We start from the raw sequence: 19,144 nt of genomic DNA, 5'->3' as shown, positions 1-19,144 counted from the left end.
CATGATGCGCGCCCATCCAGCCGGACCGAGGCACGCCGACGTCGCGGTGGCCGCCGACGCCTCGGGCCAGGCCCCCTCCTCGGTGGAGGAGACCAACCTGCTGCACCCGCACGTCTGGCCGCGCAACGCGGTACGTGGTGAGGACGGCGTCACCAGCATCGCGGGCTGCGACGTACGTGAGCTGGCCGAGCGGTACGGCACACCGTTGTTCGTGCTCGACGAGGCGGACTTCCGCGCGCGCTGCCGGGACTACGCCGCGGCGTTCGGTGACCCCGCCGCGGTGCACTACGCGGCCAAGGCGTTCCTGTGCACCGAGGTGGCCCGCTGGATCGACCAGGAGGGGCTCGGGCTGGACGTCTGCAGCGGTGGTGAACTGGGGGTGGCGCTGCGGGCGGAATTCCCGCCGGGACGCATCACGGTGCACGGCAACAACAAGTCCACCGCCGAGCTGGCGGCCTCGCTCGACGCCGGCGTCGGCTCGATCGTGCTGGACTCCTTCCACGAGATCGCAAGGCTGGAGCACCTCGCCGCTGAGCGCGGCCTGCGCCAGCGGGTCATGATCCGGGTCACCGTGGGAGTGGAGGCCCACACCCACGAGTTCATCGCCACGGCCCACGAGGACCAGAAGTTCGGCTTCTCACTGGCGGCCGGGGACGCGGCCGAGGCGGCGCGCAGGGTGCTGAAATCGGACTCGCTGCTGCTGGTGGGGCTGCACAGCCACATCGGTTCGCAGATCTTCGACGATGACGGTTTCGAGCTCGCGGCACACCGGGTGATCGGGCTGCTGGCCGAGCTCCGCGCCGAGCACGGCGAGCGGGCACTGGCCTCGCTCGAAACCGTGGATCTCGGCGGTGGTCAGGGCATCGCCTACACTCGGGAGGACGATCCGCTGCCACCGGCGACGCTGGCGGCCGGGCTCCACGAGACAGTGCGCAAGGAGTCCGCCGCCGCCGGACTGACCCCACCCCGCATAGCGGTCGAGCCGGGACGCGCCATCGCGGGACCCGGCACGGTCACGCTCTACGAGGTGGGCACCATCAAGGACGTCGAGCTCGACGGCGGGGCGTCCCGCCGTTACGTGAGCGTCGACGGCGGCATGAGCGACAACATCCGCACTTCGCTCTACGACGCGGCCTACGACTGTCGACTGGTCTCCCGGAACGGGGAGCGGAGCGGTGTGCTGTCCCGCATCGTGGGCAAACACTGCGAATCCGGCGACGTGGTGGTGCGCGACAGCTGGATGCCCGAGGATGTGGCACCGGGGGACCTGGTGGCCGTGGCCGCCACCGGGGCGTACTGCTACGTGATGGCCAGCAATTACAACCGGCTCCCCAAACCCGCCGTCGTCGCGGTACGCGACGGCCGGTCGCGATTGTTGCTGCGCAGGGAGACCGAGGACGACCTGCTCCGGCTGGAGGTGTGAGTGATCGAGGATCGGGAACCGATCAGGGTGGCGCTGCTGGGCTGCGGCACCGTCGGCACCGAGGTGGTGCGTCTGCTTCGGGAGTACCCCACCGAGTACGCCGCTCGAACCGGTGCGCCGGTTCACGTCACCGGAGTGGCGGTGCGCCGCCCGCACAAACACCCCCAAGTGCCCGAACAGCTGTTGACCACCGACGCCACCGTTCTCGTCGAGGGCGGGGCCGACGTGGTGGTGGAGCTGATCGGCGGTATCGAACCGGCGCGTTCGCTGCTGCTGTCGGCGCTGCGCGCCGGCAAGTCGGTGGTCACCGCCAACAAGGCACTGCTGGCCGAACACGGTTCGGAGCTGTACGCGGCCGCCGATGCCAACGGGGTGGACATCTACTTCGAGGCGGCCGTGGCCGGTGCCATCCCGCTGCTGCGCCCGCTGCGCGAGTCGTTGGCGGGCGATCGCATCACCCGGGTGATGGGGATCGTCAACGGCACCAGCAACTACATCCTGTCCGCCATGGACTCCACCGGCGCGGGTTACGAGGAGACCCTGGAGGAGGCCGGACAGCTCGGTTACGCGGAGGCCGATCCGACGGCCGACGTCGACGGATTCGACGCTGCCTCCAAGGCCGCGATCCTGGCCTCGCTCGCCTTCCACACTCGGGTGGGGGCGGGAGACGTGCACCGCGAGGGGATCTCCGCCGTCGGCGCCGGTGACATCGAGGCGGCCCGGGCGCTCAACCGCACCGTCAAACTGCTGGCCATCTGCGAACGGGTGGTCGACGAGGACGGCACCGAGTCTGTCTCCGCGCGGGTCCACCCCGCCATGATCCCGCGTGATCACCCGCTGGCCGGGGTGGGCGGTGCTTTCAACGCCGTCTTCGTCGAGGCGGAGTCCGCCGGGCAACTCATGTTCTACGGGCAGGGGGCGGGGGGCGCTCCCACGGCCAGCGCCGTGCTGGGCGACCTCGTCGCCGCCGCCCGCAACGTGGTGGTCTCCGGCAAGGGGCCACGCGAGTCCGCCCACGCGCAACTACCGGCGCGTTCCATGGACTGGACGCCCACCAGGTATCACATCAGCCTGGACGTGGCCGACAAGCCGGGTGTGCTCTCCCAGGTGGCGGCCACGTTCAACGAGCACGACGTCAGTATCTCGGTGGTTCGGCAGCAGGGGCGGGGTGCCGACGCCAGCCTCGTGGTGGTGACCCACACCGCCGTGGACTCGGCGCTGCGCGCCACGGTGGATCAGATAGCTCGGTTGCCCTCGGTCAACGAGGTCGTCAGTGTTATGCGAGTGGAGGGGGAACCGTCTTGACCTCGGAAACGAGACTCGCGGCCGGGACCGACACCGTGTGGCGGGGAGTGATCGAAGCCTACGGTGACCGGATCGGTGTTCCGGACGGTGCCGAGGTGGTGACCCTGCACGAGGGCAACACCCCGCTGCTGCCCGCCCCCTACCTGTCCGAACTGACCGGTTGCCGGGTCTTCGTCAAGGTCGAGGGGGCCAACCCCACGGGCTCGTTCAAGGACCGCGGGATGACGGTGGCGATGACGCACGCCAAGGCGGCGGGGATGCGCGCCGTGATCTGCGCCTCCACCGGCAACACCTCCGCCTCGGCGGCCGCTTACGCGACGCGGGCCGGGATGACCTCGGCCGTGCTCGTGCCGGAGGGCAAGATCGCCATGGGCAAACTGGCCCAGGCCGTGGTCCACGGTGCTCGCATCCTGCAGGTGCGGGGCAGCTTCGACGACTGCCTGGAGCTGGCGCGCAAAACGGCCGCGACCTACCCGGTGACGCTGGTCAACTCCGTCAACCCGGTTCGGTTGGCCGGGCAGAAGACGGCGGCCTTCGAGATCTGCGACGCGCTCGGCACCGCTCCGGACGTCCACTGCCTGCCGGTCGGCAACGCGGGCAACATCACCGCCTACTGGGCCGGTTACACCGAGTACGCCACCGACGGTCGCAGCGACCGCTCTCCCGCGATGTTCGGTTTCCAGGCGGCGGGGGCCGCGCCGTTGGTCTCCGGTGAGCCGGTCTCCTCCCCGGAGACCCTGGCCACCGCGATCCGCGTGGGCAGCCCGGCTTCCTGGACCGGCGCCGTGGCCGCGAGGGACGCCTCGAACGGGCTGTTCGAGGCGGTGACCGACGAACGGATTCTGGACGCCTACCGGCTGTTGGCCTCCCGGGAGGGTGTGTTCGTGGAACCGGCCTCGGCGTCGAGCATCGCGGGCCTGCTGGCCACTTCCGAGGACGGCAGGTTACCCGCCGGTTCCACCGTGGTGTGCACGGTCACCGGTCACGGGCTCAAGGACCCGGACACGGCGTTGGCCGACATGGTGGAGGTGGAGCCCCTGCCCGTGGATCCGGAGGCCGTCGCCACGGCCCTGGAGTTGTCTTGAGTCCGGATGCCGCCGCCGCTGACGGGGCCGGTGCGGTCGGCGGTCGGCCGAGTGGCGCGTTCCGGGTGACAGTGCCCGCCTCCACCGCGAATCTCGGTTCCGGCTTCGACGCGTTGGCCATGGCGCTGTCGCTGCACGACGTCGTGGAGGTCACCCCGGTCGAGGCCGCTGCCGGTACCGCTCGGGTCGAAATCACCGGTTCGGGGGCGGGGGAGGTTCCCGAGGACGAGAGTCACCTGGTGGTCCGGGTGCTGCACGCCACCATGGACCGGCTCGGCGTGTCACCACCGGCGTTGCGGCTGCGTTGCACGAACGCGGTGCCGCACGCGCGAGGACTGGGATCGTCCGCGGCCGCCATAGTCGCCGGTGTGGCCGCCGGTTACCGGCTGGCGGGTTTCGATGTGCGTTCCGAGCGGGTCCGTCCGGAGGCGTTGCAGCTGGCCGCTTCCTACGAGGGACACGCCGACAACGTCGCGGCCACCCTGTTCGGTGGGCTGGTCGTGGCGTGGAGTGTGGAAAATCGTTATCGATCCGTTCGTCTGGAACCTCATTCGGAACTGGCCCCGGTGGTCCTGATCCCCCGTGTCGAGTCCGCCACTCATACGATGAGGGGGCTGTTGCCGTCGGAGGTGCCGCACGCTGACGCGGCCTTCGCCGCGGGACGCACGGCGCTGGCCGTGCACGCCCTCACCACCGATCCGGAGCTGCTGCTCGAAGCCACCGAGGACCGGCTGCACCAGGAGTACCGGAGGCCGGCCATGCCGGAGACCCTGGAGCTCGTCCGGTGGTTGCGGGACGGCGGTGTGCCCGCCGCTGTTTCGGGGGCGGGCCCCACGGTACTCGCCCTGCCTCCCGGCGGAGAGCTTTCCCGTGACGGGCTGCCGGAGGGGTTCGAGCTCGTGCGGCTGGATGTCGACCGAGCGGGTGTGCGGATCGAGGAGAGCCACTGACCGACCGGAGTACCGTCGGGGCGGTCGCCGCTCGGCCACTCCTCCCCGAGCGGTGGCTTCCGGGGCTTCCGGCTCCGTCCGGCGGGGGTGGCGGAGCTCGACACCGCGAGTGGTATAAAGGGGGTGTCGGCATCGCCGTCGTCGAACCATCGGTCCGGCGAACAACCGGGGTCACGAGGGCCGAGCTGGTGGAACCCCGTGCTTTGGCGCCGGGTTCGAGGTTCGACGGGTGAGACCGGCGGAATCGTGACCGAGTAGGGGCGCTCCAGCGGGGGCGTGTCATGCTCTTGGTTGTTGCACCGGAGTGACTCGGCGTATACCCTCAAGGTCAATCAGTCACCGGGCGCATCGGCGCCGGTGCCTTATCCGGAAGATTCGTTCCGGGACGCATCCCTCGCTGTGAATCGACTCCACCTTCCGGGTGAAGCTCAAGATGGCGAGTGGCCGATCGCGGTGGCCGAGGCAGGAGTTGTCAACTCAATGGGGTTCGCGTCGTCGAGTCCAACTTCACGCAGTAGCCGGTGTCGGACTGGGAGCTCTGGCGTTACGGATTGTGGTTCCGCACGGCAGTCACGAACAGCTCGGTGACCACAGTGGAGGCTTCACCGCCTTCGGTCGCCGTATTCGGTAACCGCGCCGGGTCACGCTCCGGGCGAACAGCGCCGACCCCGTCGACGTCGGTCGATTCGGTGAGTCCGGGAACTAGTGGGCAGCAAGGCATGCATCCGCGAATGGTGAGCGAACACGGTCACGGTTGTTCCGGCAGGTGGTGGTACCGCTGTGGACGAGTGATATCACCATGGGTGCGCGAGTCGGGCGCCTCCGCTGCCCGGCGCTGCCGGATTTCGAGTGGGTGCCGACACCACGCGCGCCGGGTGTCCTCGTCGAGTTCATTCGATACAGGGGCCGGTAGCACTACAAGGCCGCCCGCGTTCGCAGCGGGCGGGGAATCCGCTGGGCCGCGTAGGAGGCGCGGATCCGGTCAGGAAGGACATTCGTGAGCAACACCGATCTGTTGAGCAGCGAGACGACCAACGGCGTCTCTCCGTCCGGCCGGCAGGAGTCCGAGTCGTCGCAGCAGGCAGCCTCCGGAGCAGGGGCCAACGGCGGCGCACGTCGCCGCGGTGGCCTTTCGGGCATGGTGCTCGCCGAATTGCGGCAGCTCGCCGGCGAATTGGGGATCGACACCACGGGCCTGCGCAAGGGCGACCTGATCGCCGCGATCAAGGAGCGTCAGGGGGGTGCCGCCGCGCCGCGTCAGGCGGACTCCGGCACTCGGCAGCCGACTCTCGACCAGCAGGCGGCCCCTGAGGACAGCGGTCAGGAGACCAAGAGCCAGGAGAGCAAGGGACGGGGAGCCAAGAACCGGTCGGACGGAAGGACGTCCGGCGCGACGGCGACCGCCTCGCCCTCCGATAAGGACGATGCCACCGACTCGGCCGCCGAGACCGCGACGGGAACCGAGAAGCGGTCGAACGGTTCCGCGCCGAACCGGGGCGGTTCACGCCGCTCCGGCGGTGACGGCTCCGGGGACGAGGGACGTCGCAACAACCGTCGCCGCCGCTCCTCGCAGCGCCAGTCCGGCAACCAGGACCAGAGCTCCGACGAACGCGGCAGCGGCTCCGACAACAGCGGCCGCGCGGAGCGCACCGACAGTCGACAGGACCGTCAGGACGGCGGTAACGGCGACAGGCAGGAAGGCCGCAGGGACGGTCGTCCGGACAATCGCAACGACAACAACCGGCAGGACGACGACGAGCGCGGCAACAGGCGCAGCCGTCGTTTCCGGGACCGCAGACGCGGACGCGGACGCGGCGACAACGAGCCCGAGGTGCGCGACGACGATGTGCTGCTGCCGGTGGCGGGCATCCTCGACGTGCTGGAGAACTACGCGTTCGTCCGCACCTCCGGGTATCTCGCCGGACCCAACGACGTCTACGTCTCGCTTTCGCTGGTCCGCAAGTACGGGCTGCGTCGCGGCGACGCCATCAAGGGCGTGGTCCGGCAGCCGCGCGAGGGTGAGCAGCAGCGGCAGAAGTTCAACCCGCTGGTGCGCGTCGACGCCATCAACGGCCTGGAGCCCGAGGCGGCCAAGAAGCGCTCGGAGTTCCACAAGCTCACGCCGCTCTACCCGAACGAACGGCTGCGGCTGGAAACCGACCCGCAGGGAATGACCAGCCGGGTCATCGACCTGGTCATGCCCGTGGGCAAGGGGCAGCGTGCGCTGATCGTCTCCCCGCCGAAGGCGGGCAAGACGATGGTCCTGCAGTCGATCGCCAACTCCATCACCACGAACAACCCCGAGTGCCATCTGATGGTCGTGCTCGCCGACGAGCGGCCGGAAGAGGTCACCGACATGCAGCGTTCGGTCAAGGGCGAGGTGATCGCCTCCACATTCGACCGTCCGCCGTCGGACCACACCACCGTCGCCGAGCTGTCCATCGAGCGCGCCAAGCGGCTGGTCGAGATGGGACACGACGTCGTCGTGCTGTTGGACTCGATCACGCGCCTCGGCCGTGCCTACAACCTCTCGGCCCCGGCATCCGGCCGGATTCTGTCCGGTGGTGTCGACTCCACGGCGCTGTACCCGCCCAAGCGCTTCCTGGGCGCGGCGCGCAACATCGAGAACGGTGGGTCGCTGACCATCTTCGCCACGGCGCTGGTCGAGACCGGTTCCGCCATGGACACCGTGATCTTCGAGGAGTTCAAGGGGACCGGCAACGCCGAGCTCAAGCTCGACCGCAAGCTCGCCAACAAACAGCTGTTCCCGGCTGTGGATGTCGATGCCTCCAGCACCCGCAAGGACGAGCTGCTGATGTCGTCCGACGAACTGGCCGTGCATCACAAGCTGCGTCGGGTGCTGGCCGCGCTGGACACGCAGCAGGCGCTCGAACTGGTACAGGACCGGTTGCGCAAGACCCGTACCAACATCGAGTTCCTCACCCAGGTGGCCAAGACCACGCCGGGCAAGGAGGACGAGTAGGCGACCGCTGCGAGGACCGCTGCCTGAGCGGGCACCGCCCGCGTGATCGGGATTCGGACAGCGCCGCGGGGCACACTGGCGGGTACTACGCCACGTGCCCCGCTGCCGCGTGACGCGCCGAACCGTCACGCAGGCCGTCGGAACACCTCGGCCGAGTACCCGGTACCGGTGAGCCGCCGTCAGGAGTACCGCGCGGTTCCCGGCGCGCGGCAGTGGGCCGGCTGCACCTCCGCCGGAATACCCGTCCCCGGTCGGGCGTTGCGGAGCAGTGGCCCCCGGTCTGGCAGAATCGGAACCCGTTCCGGTGCCGGTTCACCTCCGGTTGACGCCGCGAGGACCCGGTGCCACGAGGAGAGGACGAGACATGAAGAGTGACATCCACCCCGAGTACGTCGAGACGCAGGTCACCTGCGACTGCGGCAACACGTTCACCACGCGCAGCACCCGGACCGACGGCCACATCAACGTCGAGGTCTGCTCCAACTGTCACCCGTTCTACACGGGCAAGCAGAAGATCCTGGACACCGGTGGTCGCGTGGCCAAGTTCGAGGCTCGCTACGGTCGTCGTCCGCAGAACGCTCGTACCAAGAAGTAGCCGAGTCCGTGGCGCCCGCCGGTTCGTCGACGTGGCGGGCGCCGTTCTCGTGTCGGACTCGTAGCGAAAGTGGGGAGCACCGTGGAGACGTCGAGGCTCGAGGAGTTGCTCGCCGAGTACACCGAGCTCGAAGGGCGGCTCGCGGATCCGGAGGTGCACGCCGATCAGGCACGGGCGCGCAAGCTCGGCAAGCGGCACGCCGAGCTGACCCCGATCGTTCGGACGGCACGGGAGCTCGAACAGGTCCGTTCCGACCTGTCCACCGCGCGGGAGCTGGCCGAGGAGGACCCGGGACTGGCCAGTGAGGCGGAGCAGCTCGAACTGCGCGTTCCGGAGTTGGAGGACAGGCTCGCCGAACTGCTGGCACCGCGTGACCAACGGGACGGCTCCGACGTCGTGCTGGAGATCAAGTCCGGTGAGGGCGGCGAGGAGTCGGCGTTGTTCGCGGGTGACCTGCTTCGGATGTACCTGCGGTTCGCCGAGCGGCAGGGGTGGCAGGCCGAGGTGCTCGGAGCCACCGAGTCCGAGCTGGGCGGCTACAAGGACGTCATCGCCACGGTCAAGTCCCGGGGAGAACCCGGTCTCGAGGGAGTTTGGTCCAAGCTCAAGTTCGAGGGCGGCGTCCACCGCGTGCAGCGCGTCCCCGTCACCGAGTCGCAGGGACGGGTACACACCTCCGCCGCAGGTGTGCTGGTTTATCCGGAGCCGGAGGAGGTCGAGGTCGAGGTCGACGAGAAGGATCTGCGCGTCGACGTCTACCGTTCCTCCGGGCCCGGTGGACAGAGCGTGAACACCACGGACTCGGCGGTACGGATCACCCATCTGCCCTCGGGCGTCGTGGTCGCCTGCCAGAACGAGAAGTCGCAGCTGCAGAACAAGCTGCGCGCCATTCAGGTGCTGCGTGCCCGACTGCAGGCCATGGCCGAGGAGGAAGCGGAACGGGAAGTGGCCGAGACGCGGCGAAGCCAGGTCCGTACCGTGGACCGCTCGGAGCGGGTGCGCACCTACAACTTCCCGGAGAACCGGATCTCCGACCACCGCATCAACTTCAAGGCCTACAACCTCGACCACGTGCTGGAGGGGGAGCTGGATTCCGTCCTCGGCGCGTTGCGCGAGGCCGACCGCAGGGAACGGATGGAGGCCGGGGTCTGATCCGGCTGGTGTACCGCGCAGCCGCGCGCTGGCGTGCGCCGGGGCGACCCGACCCGCTCCCGTTCCGCACGGGAATGCCGCGGCTCGACAGTGCGAGTCGTTCTCGGAACCGTTCGGTGCTCCCGCGGACATCGGAGGCCGCCGCGAGGTCTCGGCCCGGCGAGTCATGGTGAAAGGATCGTTGCTTCCGTGGACCGAAAGCCGCTGCGGTTGGCCATCCTGGAAGGCGAGCGCGTGCTGGCGGCCGCCGGGATTCCGAGCCCGCGGGTCGACGTCGAGTCGCTGGCCGCGCACCTGCTCGGTGTCGAGCGCACCAGGCTCGTCACGGTCTCACGGGTGGACCAGTCCGTGCTCGACTCGCTGCACGAGTTGGTGCGGCGACGCGCGGAACGTGTGCCGCTGCAGCATCTGACCGGCACGGCCGTGCTGGGGAACACGACGCTGTCGGTCGGCCCCGGCGTGTTCGTGCCGCGTCCGGAGACCGAGCAGCTGCTGGAATGGGCGTTGACGCGCGTCCGAGAGGTGCCCGCCCCCCTGGTCGTGGATCTGTGCAGCGGCTCGGGGGCTCTCGCGCTGGCCGTGGCCCAGCGTCGGCCGGACGCCCGGGTACTGGCCGTGGACAACGATTCCGCGGCGTTGGAGTGGGCGCGCCACAACGCCGGATCGTGCCGTGGTGCGCGGAGTGCTCCGGTGGAGGTCTCGGCGGGTGACGTCACCGATCCGACCCTGCTGTCCGGGTTCGACGGGCTCGTCGATCTGCTCGTCTGCAATCCGCCCTACGTCCCGGAGGGCACGCCGGTGCCCCCGGAAGTGTGGGAGTACGATCCGCACGCCGCCGTGTTCGCGGGCCGGGACGGGCTGGAGTTGATGCCGCACGTGCTCAGGTGTGCCACCCGGTTGCTGCGTTCCGAAGGGATGGTGGCGATCGAGCACGATGACACGCACGGCGAGGCGCTGCCCGCGCTCATGCGCGGTTTCGGGGAGTTGACCGAGGTGCGTGACCACAGGGATCTGGCCGGACGTCCCCGCTTCGCGACAGCCGCACGGGTCCGCCGCGACGACTGGGCCGATTGACGGGGCCGGACACGTCCACGCGGAGCGTTCGCGCCTCGGGGCGTTGACCGTTCCGCAGGGTGGTTCCGGCGGATCAGCCGAGGCCGTCGCCGTTGAGGAACTGCCGCAGCACGGCGTTGAACTCGTCGGGTTTCTCACGCTGGCACCAGTGGCCCGCTTCGGTGAGCACCCGCAGTTCCGAACCCGCGACGGCACGGGCCGCCGTCCGGGAGGCCTCGACCGGGACCTGGCGGTCGGACTCGCCGTGGACGAACACGGTCGGACAGCGGACACGGTCCAAACAGGGCAGGTGGTTGACCCGCATGCTCCTGCTACCCACCGCCTCGAACTGCCAGTCGGAGAAGACCGAACCACTTTCGCGCGCCTCCGTGAGGACCTCGTCGAGTAGCTGTTCGGTGTCGGCCATCCGCGCGGGATCGTGCAGCACACCGCGCTTCAGGTACTGCCGGCACAGTCCACGGGACATGCCCGCGAGCGCGGCGATGGCGGGACCGCTGAAACGGGATCGCAGCATGAGGTGGGTCGCCGACTGGCCCTCGATCCGGTGCCGCAGTCCAGCGGAAGCGACGAGCACGAGGCCGTTGACCCGTTGCGGGTGGCGGAGGGTGAATCCCGTCACGACACTGCCTCCCGTGGACAGGCCCACCAACACCGCTCTGTCGAGCCCCCACAGGTCCAGCAGCCAGCGCAGCACCTCTTCCAAGGTCCGTTGCCCGGCGTTGCCCCTCCAGTTCCCGCTCCCGCCGTGGCGGGGCAGATCCGGAAGGAAGACCCGGTGGTCCACGGCCAGCGCGGGAATCGCGTGCCGCCAGCTGATCATCGCGTTGTCGATGCCGCCACCGTGCAGCAGCACGACGGGAGGTCCCGCCGAACCGGCCCGGTGGTAGCGGATCGTTCCGGCCGGGAACTCCACGTGCTCGGTCACCACACCCGGCGGGGTGGTCATGGGGGCCTCCTGGAAGGGCGTCGGGAAGTTCATCGAGGTTGTCCGTCCTCCCCCTCGGGAGGTGCGTTCAGTAGGGACTTCTCGGTACCGGTGCGGAGCACGGCGCCGAGAGGTCACCGCGCCGTACCGGGCCCGGCCGACGGGAGCGCCGGCCCGAAGCCCCGTCGGCCGATCGCGCGAGTGGTCCGGGGGTGGCGGTATCGGGTGCACCGCGCCGTTCGTCAACACGGCGGCGCGCATCCGTGACCTGCCGCTCGCGCACCTCGCCCGGTGGGTGATCACCGTGAACATGTTGCCCGATCCTCGGGGGAGGTACCACTCGTCCCCGAGCTGTGGGGGCGTGCCAGGATTTGACACCGTGAGCACGGTCTATGATTGCGGCAGCCCGGACGGTCGCAGTACCGGTCTGGCCAGGGCTGCGAGTTCGCTGCGTGGCGGTGGGTTGGTCGTCCTGCCGACCGACACGGTTTACGGAATCGGTGCGGACGCGTTCGACCCGGAGGCGGTTCGCGCGTTGCTCTCGGCGAAGGGGCGGGGCCCCGACATGCCCGTTCCGGTGCTGGTGGGTTCCTGGAACACCGTGGACGGGCTGGTCCTCTCCGTGCCGAGACAGGCGAGGGCACTGATCGAGGCCTTCTGGCCGGGTGGGCTGTCGTTGGTCCTGCCGCAGGCACCTTCGCTCTCCTGGGACCTGGGGGAGACCCGCGGCACCGTCAACCTCAGGATGCCGCTGCACCCCGTGGCCCTGGACCTGTTGCGTGAGGTCGGGCCCATGGCGGTTTCCAGCGCCAACACCACCGGCAACCCGCCCGCCACCACCGCCGAGCAGGCACGTGAACAACTCGGCGAGGCGGTGCCGGTATACCTGGACGGTGGTCCGTCCGGTGAGGCGGTCGCTTCCACCATCGTGGATCTCACCGGTGACCAGCCCCGGATTCTGCGTGAGGGCGCGGTCGGCCGCGAGGAGCTGGCTGCCGAGCTGGGAGTCGAGCTGCCCGCGGAGTAACGTTTCGGGATTCGCCCTGCTCTCTCCGCTCGACTCACCCCTCCCCCGTCCGGGGGAGGGGCGACCGCTCCGGGAGCGATGGGCAACTGATCCGTGTGGCCTCTTGCCCTGCCGAAACGACGTGTCGATGTCATCCGGGGATCACCGGTGTGGACCCGCGCGGAGTGCCGCACCGCTTCTCGGTAGCGTGAACGAGTGAGCGCGGCCCGTGGATGCCGTCCTCGGCCCCGAGAAGCCGCGCGGTCGCCGGCGACGTCGTGTCGGCGCGGTTCGCCCGGCTATTCGTGTTCGCCCCGGAAGTGACGAGGAGCAACCAACAGTGACTGTGCTGTCGTGGGACCGAAGCGGTGTCGTGCGCCACGTTCCCACGCGCGGCTGAGGCGGTGGTGATGGATACCGTCCCCTCCTGGGCACCGGTCGGAGTGCCCGCACGCGAGTACCTGCTGGTCTGCCTCACTTCCGCTGCCGTGACGTTCCTGCTCACCGGATTGGTGCGGGTGTTCGCCATCCGAGGCCGAGCCGTGGCGCACCCCAGGCGCCGGGACGTGCACTCGACCCCGATCCCGAGGATGGGCGGGGTCGCCATGTACGCCGGGGTGCTCGGCGGCATGTTCCTGGCCGGGAACCTCCCCGCGCTCTCCCGCGGGTTCGACTACTCCAACGACGCGCTCGCGGTGATCTTCGCCGGAGGACTGATCACGTTCGTCGGGGCGTTGGACGACCGCTTCGAGCTCGACTCGTGGACCAAGCTGGCCGGGCAGGTGACCGCCGCCGGGATTCTGGTCCTGATGGGAGTGCAGTGGTACATGCTGCCCGGTGGGCAGGGTGGCGAGTCCGGTTCGGTGCTGGTGCTCAGCGGCAATCAGGGACAGTTGCTGACGGTGCTGTTGACCGTGGCCATGGTCAACGCGATGAACTTCGTGGACGGGCTGGACGGTCTCGCCTCCGGCATAGGTCTGATAGCCGCCAGTGCCACCTGTGCGTTCTGTCTGGGGCTTCTCAGCGACCAGGGGGGTGACGTCACCGCTTACCCGCCCGCGCTCATCGCGGCGACCATAGCCGGGGCCTGCCTGGGATTCCTGCCGCACAACTTCCAGCCCGCCCGCATCTTCATGGGCGACTCCGGCTCCATGCTGATCGGCCTGATGCTGGCGTCGGCGAGCACCACGGCCGCGGGCAAGATGGACCCGACCAGCCTCGACGCCTTCGGGCTGTTCGCACCATTGCTGGTGGTGGCCGCCGTGCTGTTCGTGCCGCTGCTCGACCTGATCCTGGCCGTGGTGCGCAGAACCAGGGCGGGCAAGAGCCCGTTTCACGCCGACAAGATGCATTTGCACCACCGCCTGCTGGAACTGGGGCACTCACAGCGGCGTGCCGTGCTGCTCATATATCTCTGGGCCGGGGTCGTCGCGTTCGGTGCCGTCTCGCTCACGCTGTTCGACGACATGGTCCTGGTGGCATGGGCTGTCGGCCTCGCCGTGCTCCTGGCGGGTACCGTGTCCGCGATACCCCGAATGAGGACCAAGTAGCACTTCCCGGCGGGAGAGTGATGACGGAAGCCACCGGAACACCCGACAGCACCGATCGGCCCGGGGTCGAGGAGACGAATCCGCACGCCCGGACGGTTCGCAGGTTGGCCGCGGCGATGCTTCGCGCCGCCCTCCTGCCTGGTGCCCTGGCCGTGCTGCTGTGCACGGTCGTCGCCGCTTTCCTGGTCGGAACACCGGGGCTGGTGGGTGGTCTGGTCGGTGGTGCGGTGGCTTTCGGCTCCTCGCTGCTAACGCTGTGGTTGATGCGAAGTACGGCCGATTTTCATCCGATGTTCGTAATGGTCGCCGCGTTGGGCGGCTACATCGGCAAGATGGTCGTGCTGTTCGTGGTGGTGACCCTGCTGCGCGGGCTCGACTTCGTCGACGTCCGGTCCGTGGCGCTGACGATACTGGCCACGGTCCTGGTGTGGACGGCCGCCGAAGTGCACGGTTTCCGCAGGACCAGGACCCCCACGATCGTGCTCCCCGGCCGTTCCTGAAGAGGAGTTCCGGCTCATCGGCCACCACCTCTTCGTCCGTTTTGTTACTGAATGGTAGGGTCCGCTGAGCAGGTAACTCGGTTCGGCGTGCGAGCGTGTCGTCCGCCTCCGGAAGTCGTGGTTCACCCCGTGGGGCCTGCCCCGGCGGGACCTGCCCAAGGGAGGGCCCCTAAGTCCTCGATCGTGTATCAGGTACGTTGAGTGCAAATCGTGACGATTCCCCCGGTGGAGTTACTTCCAGCCGGGAGAACCGGAAGGAGCCCAGTTGGGCGCGCTGGTGTTGAGCCAGGGCGGAACTTTCGAGCCGCCCGGTGTCGATAGCTTTTTCCTCCCGCCGATCTTTGGTGGAGTCACCAAGCCGATCGTGCTCGTAGTGCTCTCGGCTGTCATCGTCGGTGCGTACTTCTTGATTGCCACCCGCAACCTCAAGTTGGTGCCTGGCAAGGGTCAGTTCGTGGCGGAGTACATCTACGACTTCAGCAGGAACACGATCGCCAGGGATCAGATCGGGGCGCAGCACTTCCGTCCCTTCATCGGGCTGATCTTCGGGCTGTTCACCTTCATCCTGGTGAACAACCTGTTCGGCATCATTCCGCTGATCCAGTTCCCCACGATGGCCAAGATCGGCTTCCCGATCGCGCTGTTCATCATGGTCTACGTCGTCATCCACACCGTCGGATTTCGACGTCACGGCTTCCTGGGGTACTTCAAGCACGTGATGTTCCCCCCCGGGGTCCCCAAACCGGTCTACATCCTGCTTGCTCCCATCGAGTTCCTGCAGAAGTTCTTGTTCCAGCCGGTGGCGCTGGCCATCCGAGTCTTCGCGGCCATGTTCGCCGGACACCTCATTCTGCTGGTGTTCACCCTCGGTGGGCAGTACCTGCTGCTCGAGGCGAGTGCGCTGCTCAAGCCGGTTTCCATCGTCAGCTTCGCCTTCGCGATCCTTCTGACCTTCGCCGAGGCCTTGATTCAGGTCTTGCAGGCGTACATTTTCGCGGTGCTCAGCGCCAACTTCATCGGCGCCGCACTCGCGCAGGAACACTGAAGGACAGATCGAGACCTCCGATCCGCGTGTCATGCGGACCGAGTTGAAAGGTAGTAACAGTGAGCAACATCGTTCTTGCACAGGCTGCGGAGACCGCCAGCAACATCAACCCCGGTCTGGCCGCCATCGGCTACGGTGTCGGCGCGATCGGCCCCGGTATCGGCGTCGGTCTGATCTGGGCCTCCGTCATCAACGGCACCGCTCGCCAGCCCGAGGCGCAGGGCCAGCTGATGGGTATCGCCTGGATCTCCTTCGTCCTCGTCGAGGTGCTGGCGCTGATCGGTCTGGTCGTCTACTTCATCGCTTCCGCCGCCTGAGTCCGACAGCTTGACGGGTAGGGAGAAGTCCTGATGGAGAACCAGATGGTGCTGGCAGCTGAGGGTGGCCACAACCCGATCCTGCCCGCCCCGGCCGAGATAATCGTCGGTTTCGTCGCGTTCGCCGCCCTGCTGTTCGTGCTCTACAGGTACGCCGTTCCGCGCTTCGAGAAGCTCTACAAGGAGCGCAGCGATCGAATCGAGGGCGGCATCGCACGTGCCGAGGAGGCCCAGGCCGAGGCCCAGCGCACCCTGGAGCAGTACAAGGCACAGCTCGCCGAGGCGCGTGCGGAGGCGGCCAGGATCCGCGACGACGCCCGTGCCGAGGGGCAGCAGATCCTGGATGAGATGCGTTCGCAGGCTCAGGAGGAGAGCGACCGCATCATCAGCCAGGGGCAGGCACAGCTCGCGGCGCAGCGTTCGCAGGTCATCGCGGAGCTGCGCGAGGACCTCGGCAGGCAGGCCGTGGATCTCGCGAGCAAGGTCGTCGGCGAGTCCCTGGAGGACGAGGCCCGGCGGCGCGGCACGGTGGACCGGTTCCTGGACGAGCTGGACGCCGCTTCCGCCCCGTCGACATCGGCCAACAGCTGAAGCGGTTCCGACCGATCGGTCGAAGGTCGAAGGGACTTGAGTGATGGGCCCAGGAGAGAAAGGCGTGCAGAGTTGAGCACCCTCGTGAACGCCGCGAGTCGCGATGCCCTGGCAGCCAGCGAGCTGCAGCTGTTGCAGGCCACTGACGGGGCAGGACCCGCGGAGATCACCGGGCTCGCCGAGGAGTTGTTCGGAGTCGCCGCGCTGCTGCGCGGCGAGTCCACCCTGCGGCGTGCTCTTGCCGATGCCGCCACCCCCGCTGAGTCCAGGCAAGGTTTGGTCCGCGAACTGCTGACCGAGCACCTCGGGGCACGGGCGTTGCCGGTGGTCACCGAGGCGGTGGGAGTTCGCTGGTCGTACCCGAGTGATCTGGTGCACGGTCTCGAACGGCTCGCCCGTATCGCGCTGCTGGTACAGGCCGAGCGCGCGGGCAGGCTCGACGCGGTGGAGGACGAGCTGTTCCGGCTGGGCCGCATCATCGGCGGCCAATCCGAGCTGGAGCGGCTGCTGTCGGATCCCACGGCCGATGCCACCGGTAAGGGAGCCGTCATCCAACAGCTGGTCGGCGGCAGGGTCGAGGACGTGACCGAGCGGCTGGTTCGGCAGTTGGTCGAGCAGTCGCCGGGGCAGCACCTCAGTGAAGGACTCGAGGAGCTGGCCGAACTGTCCGCCAAGCGGCGGGAGCGTTCGGTCGCCCACGTTCGCTCGGCGATTCCGCTCAGCGACGAGCAGCAGCAGCGGTTGGCCAGTACGCTGCAGCGCATATACGCGCGACCGATTGCGGTACACCTGGAGGTGGACCCGCAAATCGGAGGTGGGCTGGTCATCCGGGTCGGTGAGGAGATCATCGACGGCAGCACGTCCGGACGGCTGCAGGCACTGCGGCGCGACCTCTCCGACTGACGGGCGCACTCCCGCGTCCGCTGTCGGAAGGGGCCGGACCCCCTTTCCACAGAACGAAGCGAGAGCAGGAACGAGACATGGCGGAGCTGACGATCTCGTCGGACGAGATCCGCAGTGCGATCGAGAAGTACGTCTCCAGCTACTCACCCGAGGTCAGCCGCGAGGAGGTCGGGGTCGTCACGGACACCGGTGACGGCATCGCCCATGTCGAGGGTCTGCCTTCGGTCATGACCGAGGAACTGCTGGAGTTCCCCGGCGGCATCTACGGCGTCGCGATGAACCTCGAGGCGCAGTCGATCGGTGCGGTCATCCTGGGTCAAGCCGACCAGATCGAGGAGGGCCAGGAAGTCAGGCGCACCGGCAAGGTGATGTCGGTCCCGGTCGGCGACAACTTCCTCGGCCGCGTGGTCAACGCGGTCGGCGAGCCCATGGACGGGCTCGGTGACATCGAGGCCGAGCAGAACCGCGACCTGGAGCTGCAGGCAGCCTCGGTTGTCCAGCGCCAAGAGGTCAACGAGCCGATGCAGACCGGCATCAAGGCCATCGACTCCATGACCCCGATCGGCCGCGGCCAGCGCCAGCTGATCATCGGTGACCGCAAGACCGGCAAGACCACGGTCGCGCTCGACACCATCATCAACCAGAAGAGCAACTGGGAGAGCGGCGACGCGGAGAAGCAGGTCCGCTGCGTGTACGTGGCGATCGGCCAGAAGGGCTCGACCATCGCCGCGGCCAAGCGTTCGCTGGAGGAAGCGGGCGCGATGGAGTACACCACCATCGTCGCCGCCCCCGCGTCTGACTCCCCGGGGCTGAAGTGGCTGGCCCCCTACGCGGGTTCGGCCATCGGCCAGCACTGGATGTACCAGGGCAAGCACGTCCTGATCGTGTTCGACGACCTCTCCAAGCAGGCGGAGGCCTACCGCGCGATCTCGCTGCTGCTGCGGCGTCCGCCGGGGCGTGAGGCCTACCCCGGTGACGTGTTCTACCTGCACTCCCGGCTGCTGGAGCGTTGCGCCAAGCTGCACGACGATCTGGGCGGCGGCTCGATGACGGGGTTGCCGATCATCGAGACCAAGGCCAACGACGTCTCGGCCTACATCCCGACCAACGTCATCTCCATCACCGACGGGCAGTGCTTCCTGCAGTCGGACCTGTTCAACTCCGGGCAGCGCCCCGCGATCGACGTCGGCATCTCGGTGTCGCGTGTCGGTGGTTCCGCGCAGCTCAAGGCGATGAAGACGGTCACCGGTTCGCTGAAGATCGAGCTGGCGCAGTACCGTGAACTCGAGGCGTTCTCCGCGTTCGCCTCGGACCTGGACGCCGCCTCCAAGGCGCAGCTCGACCGCGGTGCTCGCCTGATGGAGGTCCTCAAGCAGGGCGAGGGCTCGCCGTTCCCGGTGGAAGAGGAGGTCGTCTCGCTCTACCTGGGGACCAAGGGTCACCTGGACGACGTCCCGATCGCCGACGTGTCCCGGTTCGAGACGGAGTTCCTGGCGCACCTGCGGCGCAACCAGGACACCGTGCTCAAGGACATCGTCGAGAGCAAGAAGCTCTCCGACGACGGCATCCGGGCCATCGAGGACTCCGTCACGGAATTCAAGAAGCAGTTCACCACCTCGGAAGGCGGTGCTGCGCTTCCGCAGCACGAGGAGACCGGCACCGTGGAGGCCGACGAGGTCGCCCAGGAGACGGTGAAGGTCAACCGCCCAGCCGGGGAGAGCGAGAAGTGACCGGGTAGCC

The 19,144-nt window shown here is 68.4% G+C and carries 17 protein-coding genes; 16 read left to right on the top strand and 1 reads right to left on the bottom strand.

The window, feature by feature from the left end:
- Positions 1 to 4: 4 nt before the first annotated feature.
- From lysA to prmC, 8 genes are all read left to right on the top strand, one after another.
- On the top strand, positions 5 to 1,423 hold the full coding sequence (lysA, locus tag BLQ75_RS12310) for a diaminopimelate decarboxylase (RefSeq protein ID WP_092602017.1): 1,419 nt from the start codon (positions 5 to 7) through the stop codon (positions 1,421 to 1,423).
- Positions 1,424 to 2,728, top strand: coding sequence for a homoserine dehydrogenase (locus BLQ75_RS12305; RefSeq protein WP_092601786.1), 1,305 nt, complete (start codon positions 1,424 to 1,426; stop codon positions 2,726 to 2,728).
- Positions 2,725 to 3,813, top strand: coding sequence for a threonine synthase (gene thrC / locus BLQ75_RS12300; protein ID WP_170837452.1), 1,089 nt, complete (start codon positions 2,725 to 2,727; stop codon positions 3,811 to 3,813). Before BLQ75_RS12305 ends, thrC begins: the two co-directional genes overlap by 4 nt.
- A gap of 65 nt (positions 3,814 to 3,878) precedes the next feature.
- Complete coding sequence (gene thrB, locus BLQ75_RS12295) at positions 3,879 to 4,763, top strand: homoserine kinase (RefSeq protein ID WP_425286452.1); 885 nt, start codon at positions 3,879 to 3,881, stop codon at positions 4,761 to 4,763.
- A 997-nt stretch (positions 4,764 to 5,760) separates the two neighbouring features.
- Entirely contained in the window at positions 5,761 to 7,746 is a 1,986-nt protein-coding gene (gene rho / locus BLQ75_RS12290) for a transcription termination factor Rho (RefSeq protein WP_092601782.1), read from the top strand.
- Positions 7,747 to 8,110: 364 nt separating this feature from the next.
- Positions 8,111 to 8,341: a 50S ribosomal protein L31 gene (gene rpmE / locus BLQ75_RS12285; protein WP_043576984.1), complete on the top strand. Its 231-nt coding sequence runs from the start codon at positions 8,111 to 8,113 to the stop codon at positions 8,339 to 8,341.
- 81 nt (positions 8,342 to 8,422) lie between these two features.
- The gene (gene prfA / locus BLQ75_RS12280) at positions 8,423 to 9,493 is read left to right on the top strand and encodes a peptide chain release factor 1 (RefSeq protein WP_092601780.1); all 1,071 of its coding nucleotides are present in this window, start codon (positions 8,423 to 8,425) and stop codon (positions 9,491 to 9,493) included.
- A gap of 189 nt (positions 9,494 to 9,682) precedes the next feature.
- Complete coding sequence (prmC, locus tag BLQ75_RS12275; protein ID WP_092601778.1) at positions 9,683 to 10,567, top strand: peptide chain release factor N(5)-glutamine methyltransferase; 885 nt, start codon at positions 9,683 to 9,685, stop codon at positions 10,565 to 10,567.
- A gap of 73 nt (positions 10,568 to 10,640) precedes the next feature.
- Here the strand turns inward: prmC and BLQ75_RS12270 are convergent, their stop codons facing one another.
- Positions 10,641 to 11,513, bottom strand: a complete 873-nt coding sequence (locus BLQ75_RS12270; protein ID WP_092602013.1) for an alpha/beta fold hydrolase — start codon at positions 11,511 to 11,513, stop codon at positions 10,641 to 10,643.
- A 358-nt stretch (positions 11,514 to 11,871) separates the two neighbouring features.
- Here BLQ75_RS12270 and BLQ75_RS12265 point away from each other — a divergent pair, with 358 nt between their 5' ends.
- The 8 genes from BLQ75_RS12265 to atpA all read left to right on the top strand — a co-directional run bounded on the left by BLQ75_RS12265 (position 11,872) and on the right by atpA (position 19,134).
- Positions 11,872 to 12,519: an L-threonylcarbamoyladenylate synthase gene (locus tag BLQ75_RS12265; RefSeq protein ID WP_092601776.1), complete on the top strand. Its 648-nt coding sequence runs from the start codon at positions 11,872 to 11,874 to the stop codon at positions 12,517 to 12,519.
- Positions 12,520 to 12,908: 389 nt separating this feature from the next.
- Positions 12,909 to 14,048 (top strand): MraY family glycosyltransferase, encoded by a 1,140-nt coding sequence (locus BLQ75_RS12260; protein WP_092602011.1) that lies wholly within the window; start codon positions 12,909 to 12,911, stop codon positions 14,046 to 14,048.
- Between the two features lie 20 nt (positions 14,049 to 14,068).
- Positions 14,069 to 14,548 (top strand): Cg1360 family ATP-synthase-associated protein, encoded by a 480-nt coding sequence (locus BLQ75_RS12255; protein WP_092601774.1) that lies wholly within the window; start codon positions 14,069 to 14,071, stop codon positions 14,546 to 14,548.
- A gap of 265 nt (positions 14,549 to 14,813) precedes the next feature.
- Positions 14,814 to 15,593 (top strand): F0F1 ATP synthase subunit A, encoded by a 780-nt coding sequence (gene atpB, locus BLQ75_RS12250; RefSeq protein WP_092601772.1) that lies wholly within the window; start codon positions 14,814 to 14,816, stop codon positions 15,591 to 15,593.
- A 59-nt stretch (positions 15,594 to 15,652) separates the two neighbouring features.
- Complete coding sequence (locus tag BLQ75_RS12245; protein WP_043576998.1) at positions 15,653 to 15,910, top strand: ATP synthase subunit c family protein; 258 nt, start codon at positions 15,653 to 15,655, stop codon at positions 15,908 to 15,910.
- A 33-nt stretch (positions 15,911 to 15,943) separates the two neighbouring features.
- Entirely contained in the window at positions 15,944 to 16,501 is a 558-nt protein-coding gene (locus BLQ75_RS12240; RefSeq protein ID WP_092601770.1) for a F0F1 ATP synthase subunit B, read from the top strand.
- Between the two features lie 72 nt (positions 16,502 to 16,573).
- Entirely contained in the window at positions 16,574 to 17,404 is an 831-nt protein-coding gene (locus tag BLQ75_RS12235; protein WP_092601768.1) for a F0F1 ATP synthase subunit delta, read from the top strand.
- A 77-nt stretch (positions 17,405 to 17,481) separates the two neighbouring features.
- Positions 17,482 to 19,134: a F0F1 ATP synthase subunit alpha gene (gene atpA, locus BLQ75_RS12230; protein ID WP_092601766.1), complete on the top strand. Its 1,653-nt coding sequence runs from the start codon at positions 17,482 to 17,484 to the stop codon at positions 19,132 to 19,134.
- The last annotated feature ends 10 nt before the right edge of the window (positions 19,135 to 19,144 follow it).

This window comes from Actinopolyspora xinjiangensis, from assembly GCF_900104475.1.
Classification (GTDB): Bacteria; Actinomycetota; Actinomycetes; order Mycobacteriales; family Pseudonocardiaceae; genus Actinopolyspora; species Actinopolyspora xinjiangensis.
The sequence above is the reverse complement of the archived record's forward strand: the minus strand, read 5'-3'. Positions and strand labels throughout refer to the sequence as shown.

Coding starts and splice junctions, on each gene's coding strand:
- lysA (WP_092602017.1), top strand. CDS start 5: ATGCGCGCCCATCCAGCCGGACCGAGGCACGCCGACGTCGCGGTGGCC.
- rpmE (WP_043576984.1), top strand. CDS start 8,111: ATGAAGAGTGACATCCACCCCGAGTACGTCGAGACGCAGGTCACCTGC.
- BLQ75_RS12270 (WP_092602013.1), bottom strand. CDS start 11,513: ATGACCACCCCGCCGGGTGTGGTGACCGAGCACGTGGAGTTCCCGGCC.
- BLQ75_RS12260 (WP_092602011.1), top strand. CDS start 12,909: ATGGATACCGTCCCCTCCTGGGCACCGGTCGGAGTGCCCGCACGCGAG.
- BLQ75_RS12255 (WP_092601774.1), top strand. CDS start 14,069: ATGACGGAAGCCACCGGAACACCCGACAGCACCGATCGGCCCGGGGTC.
- BLQ75_RS12240 (WP_092601770.1), top strand. CDS start 15,944: ATGGAGAACCAGATGGTGCTGGCAGCTGAGGGTGGCCACAACCCGATC.
- atpA (WP_092601766.1), top strand. CDS start 17,482: ATGGCGGAGCTGACGATCTCGTCGGACGAGATCCGCAGTGCGATCGAG.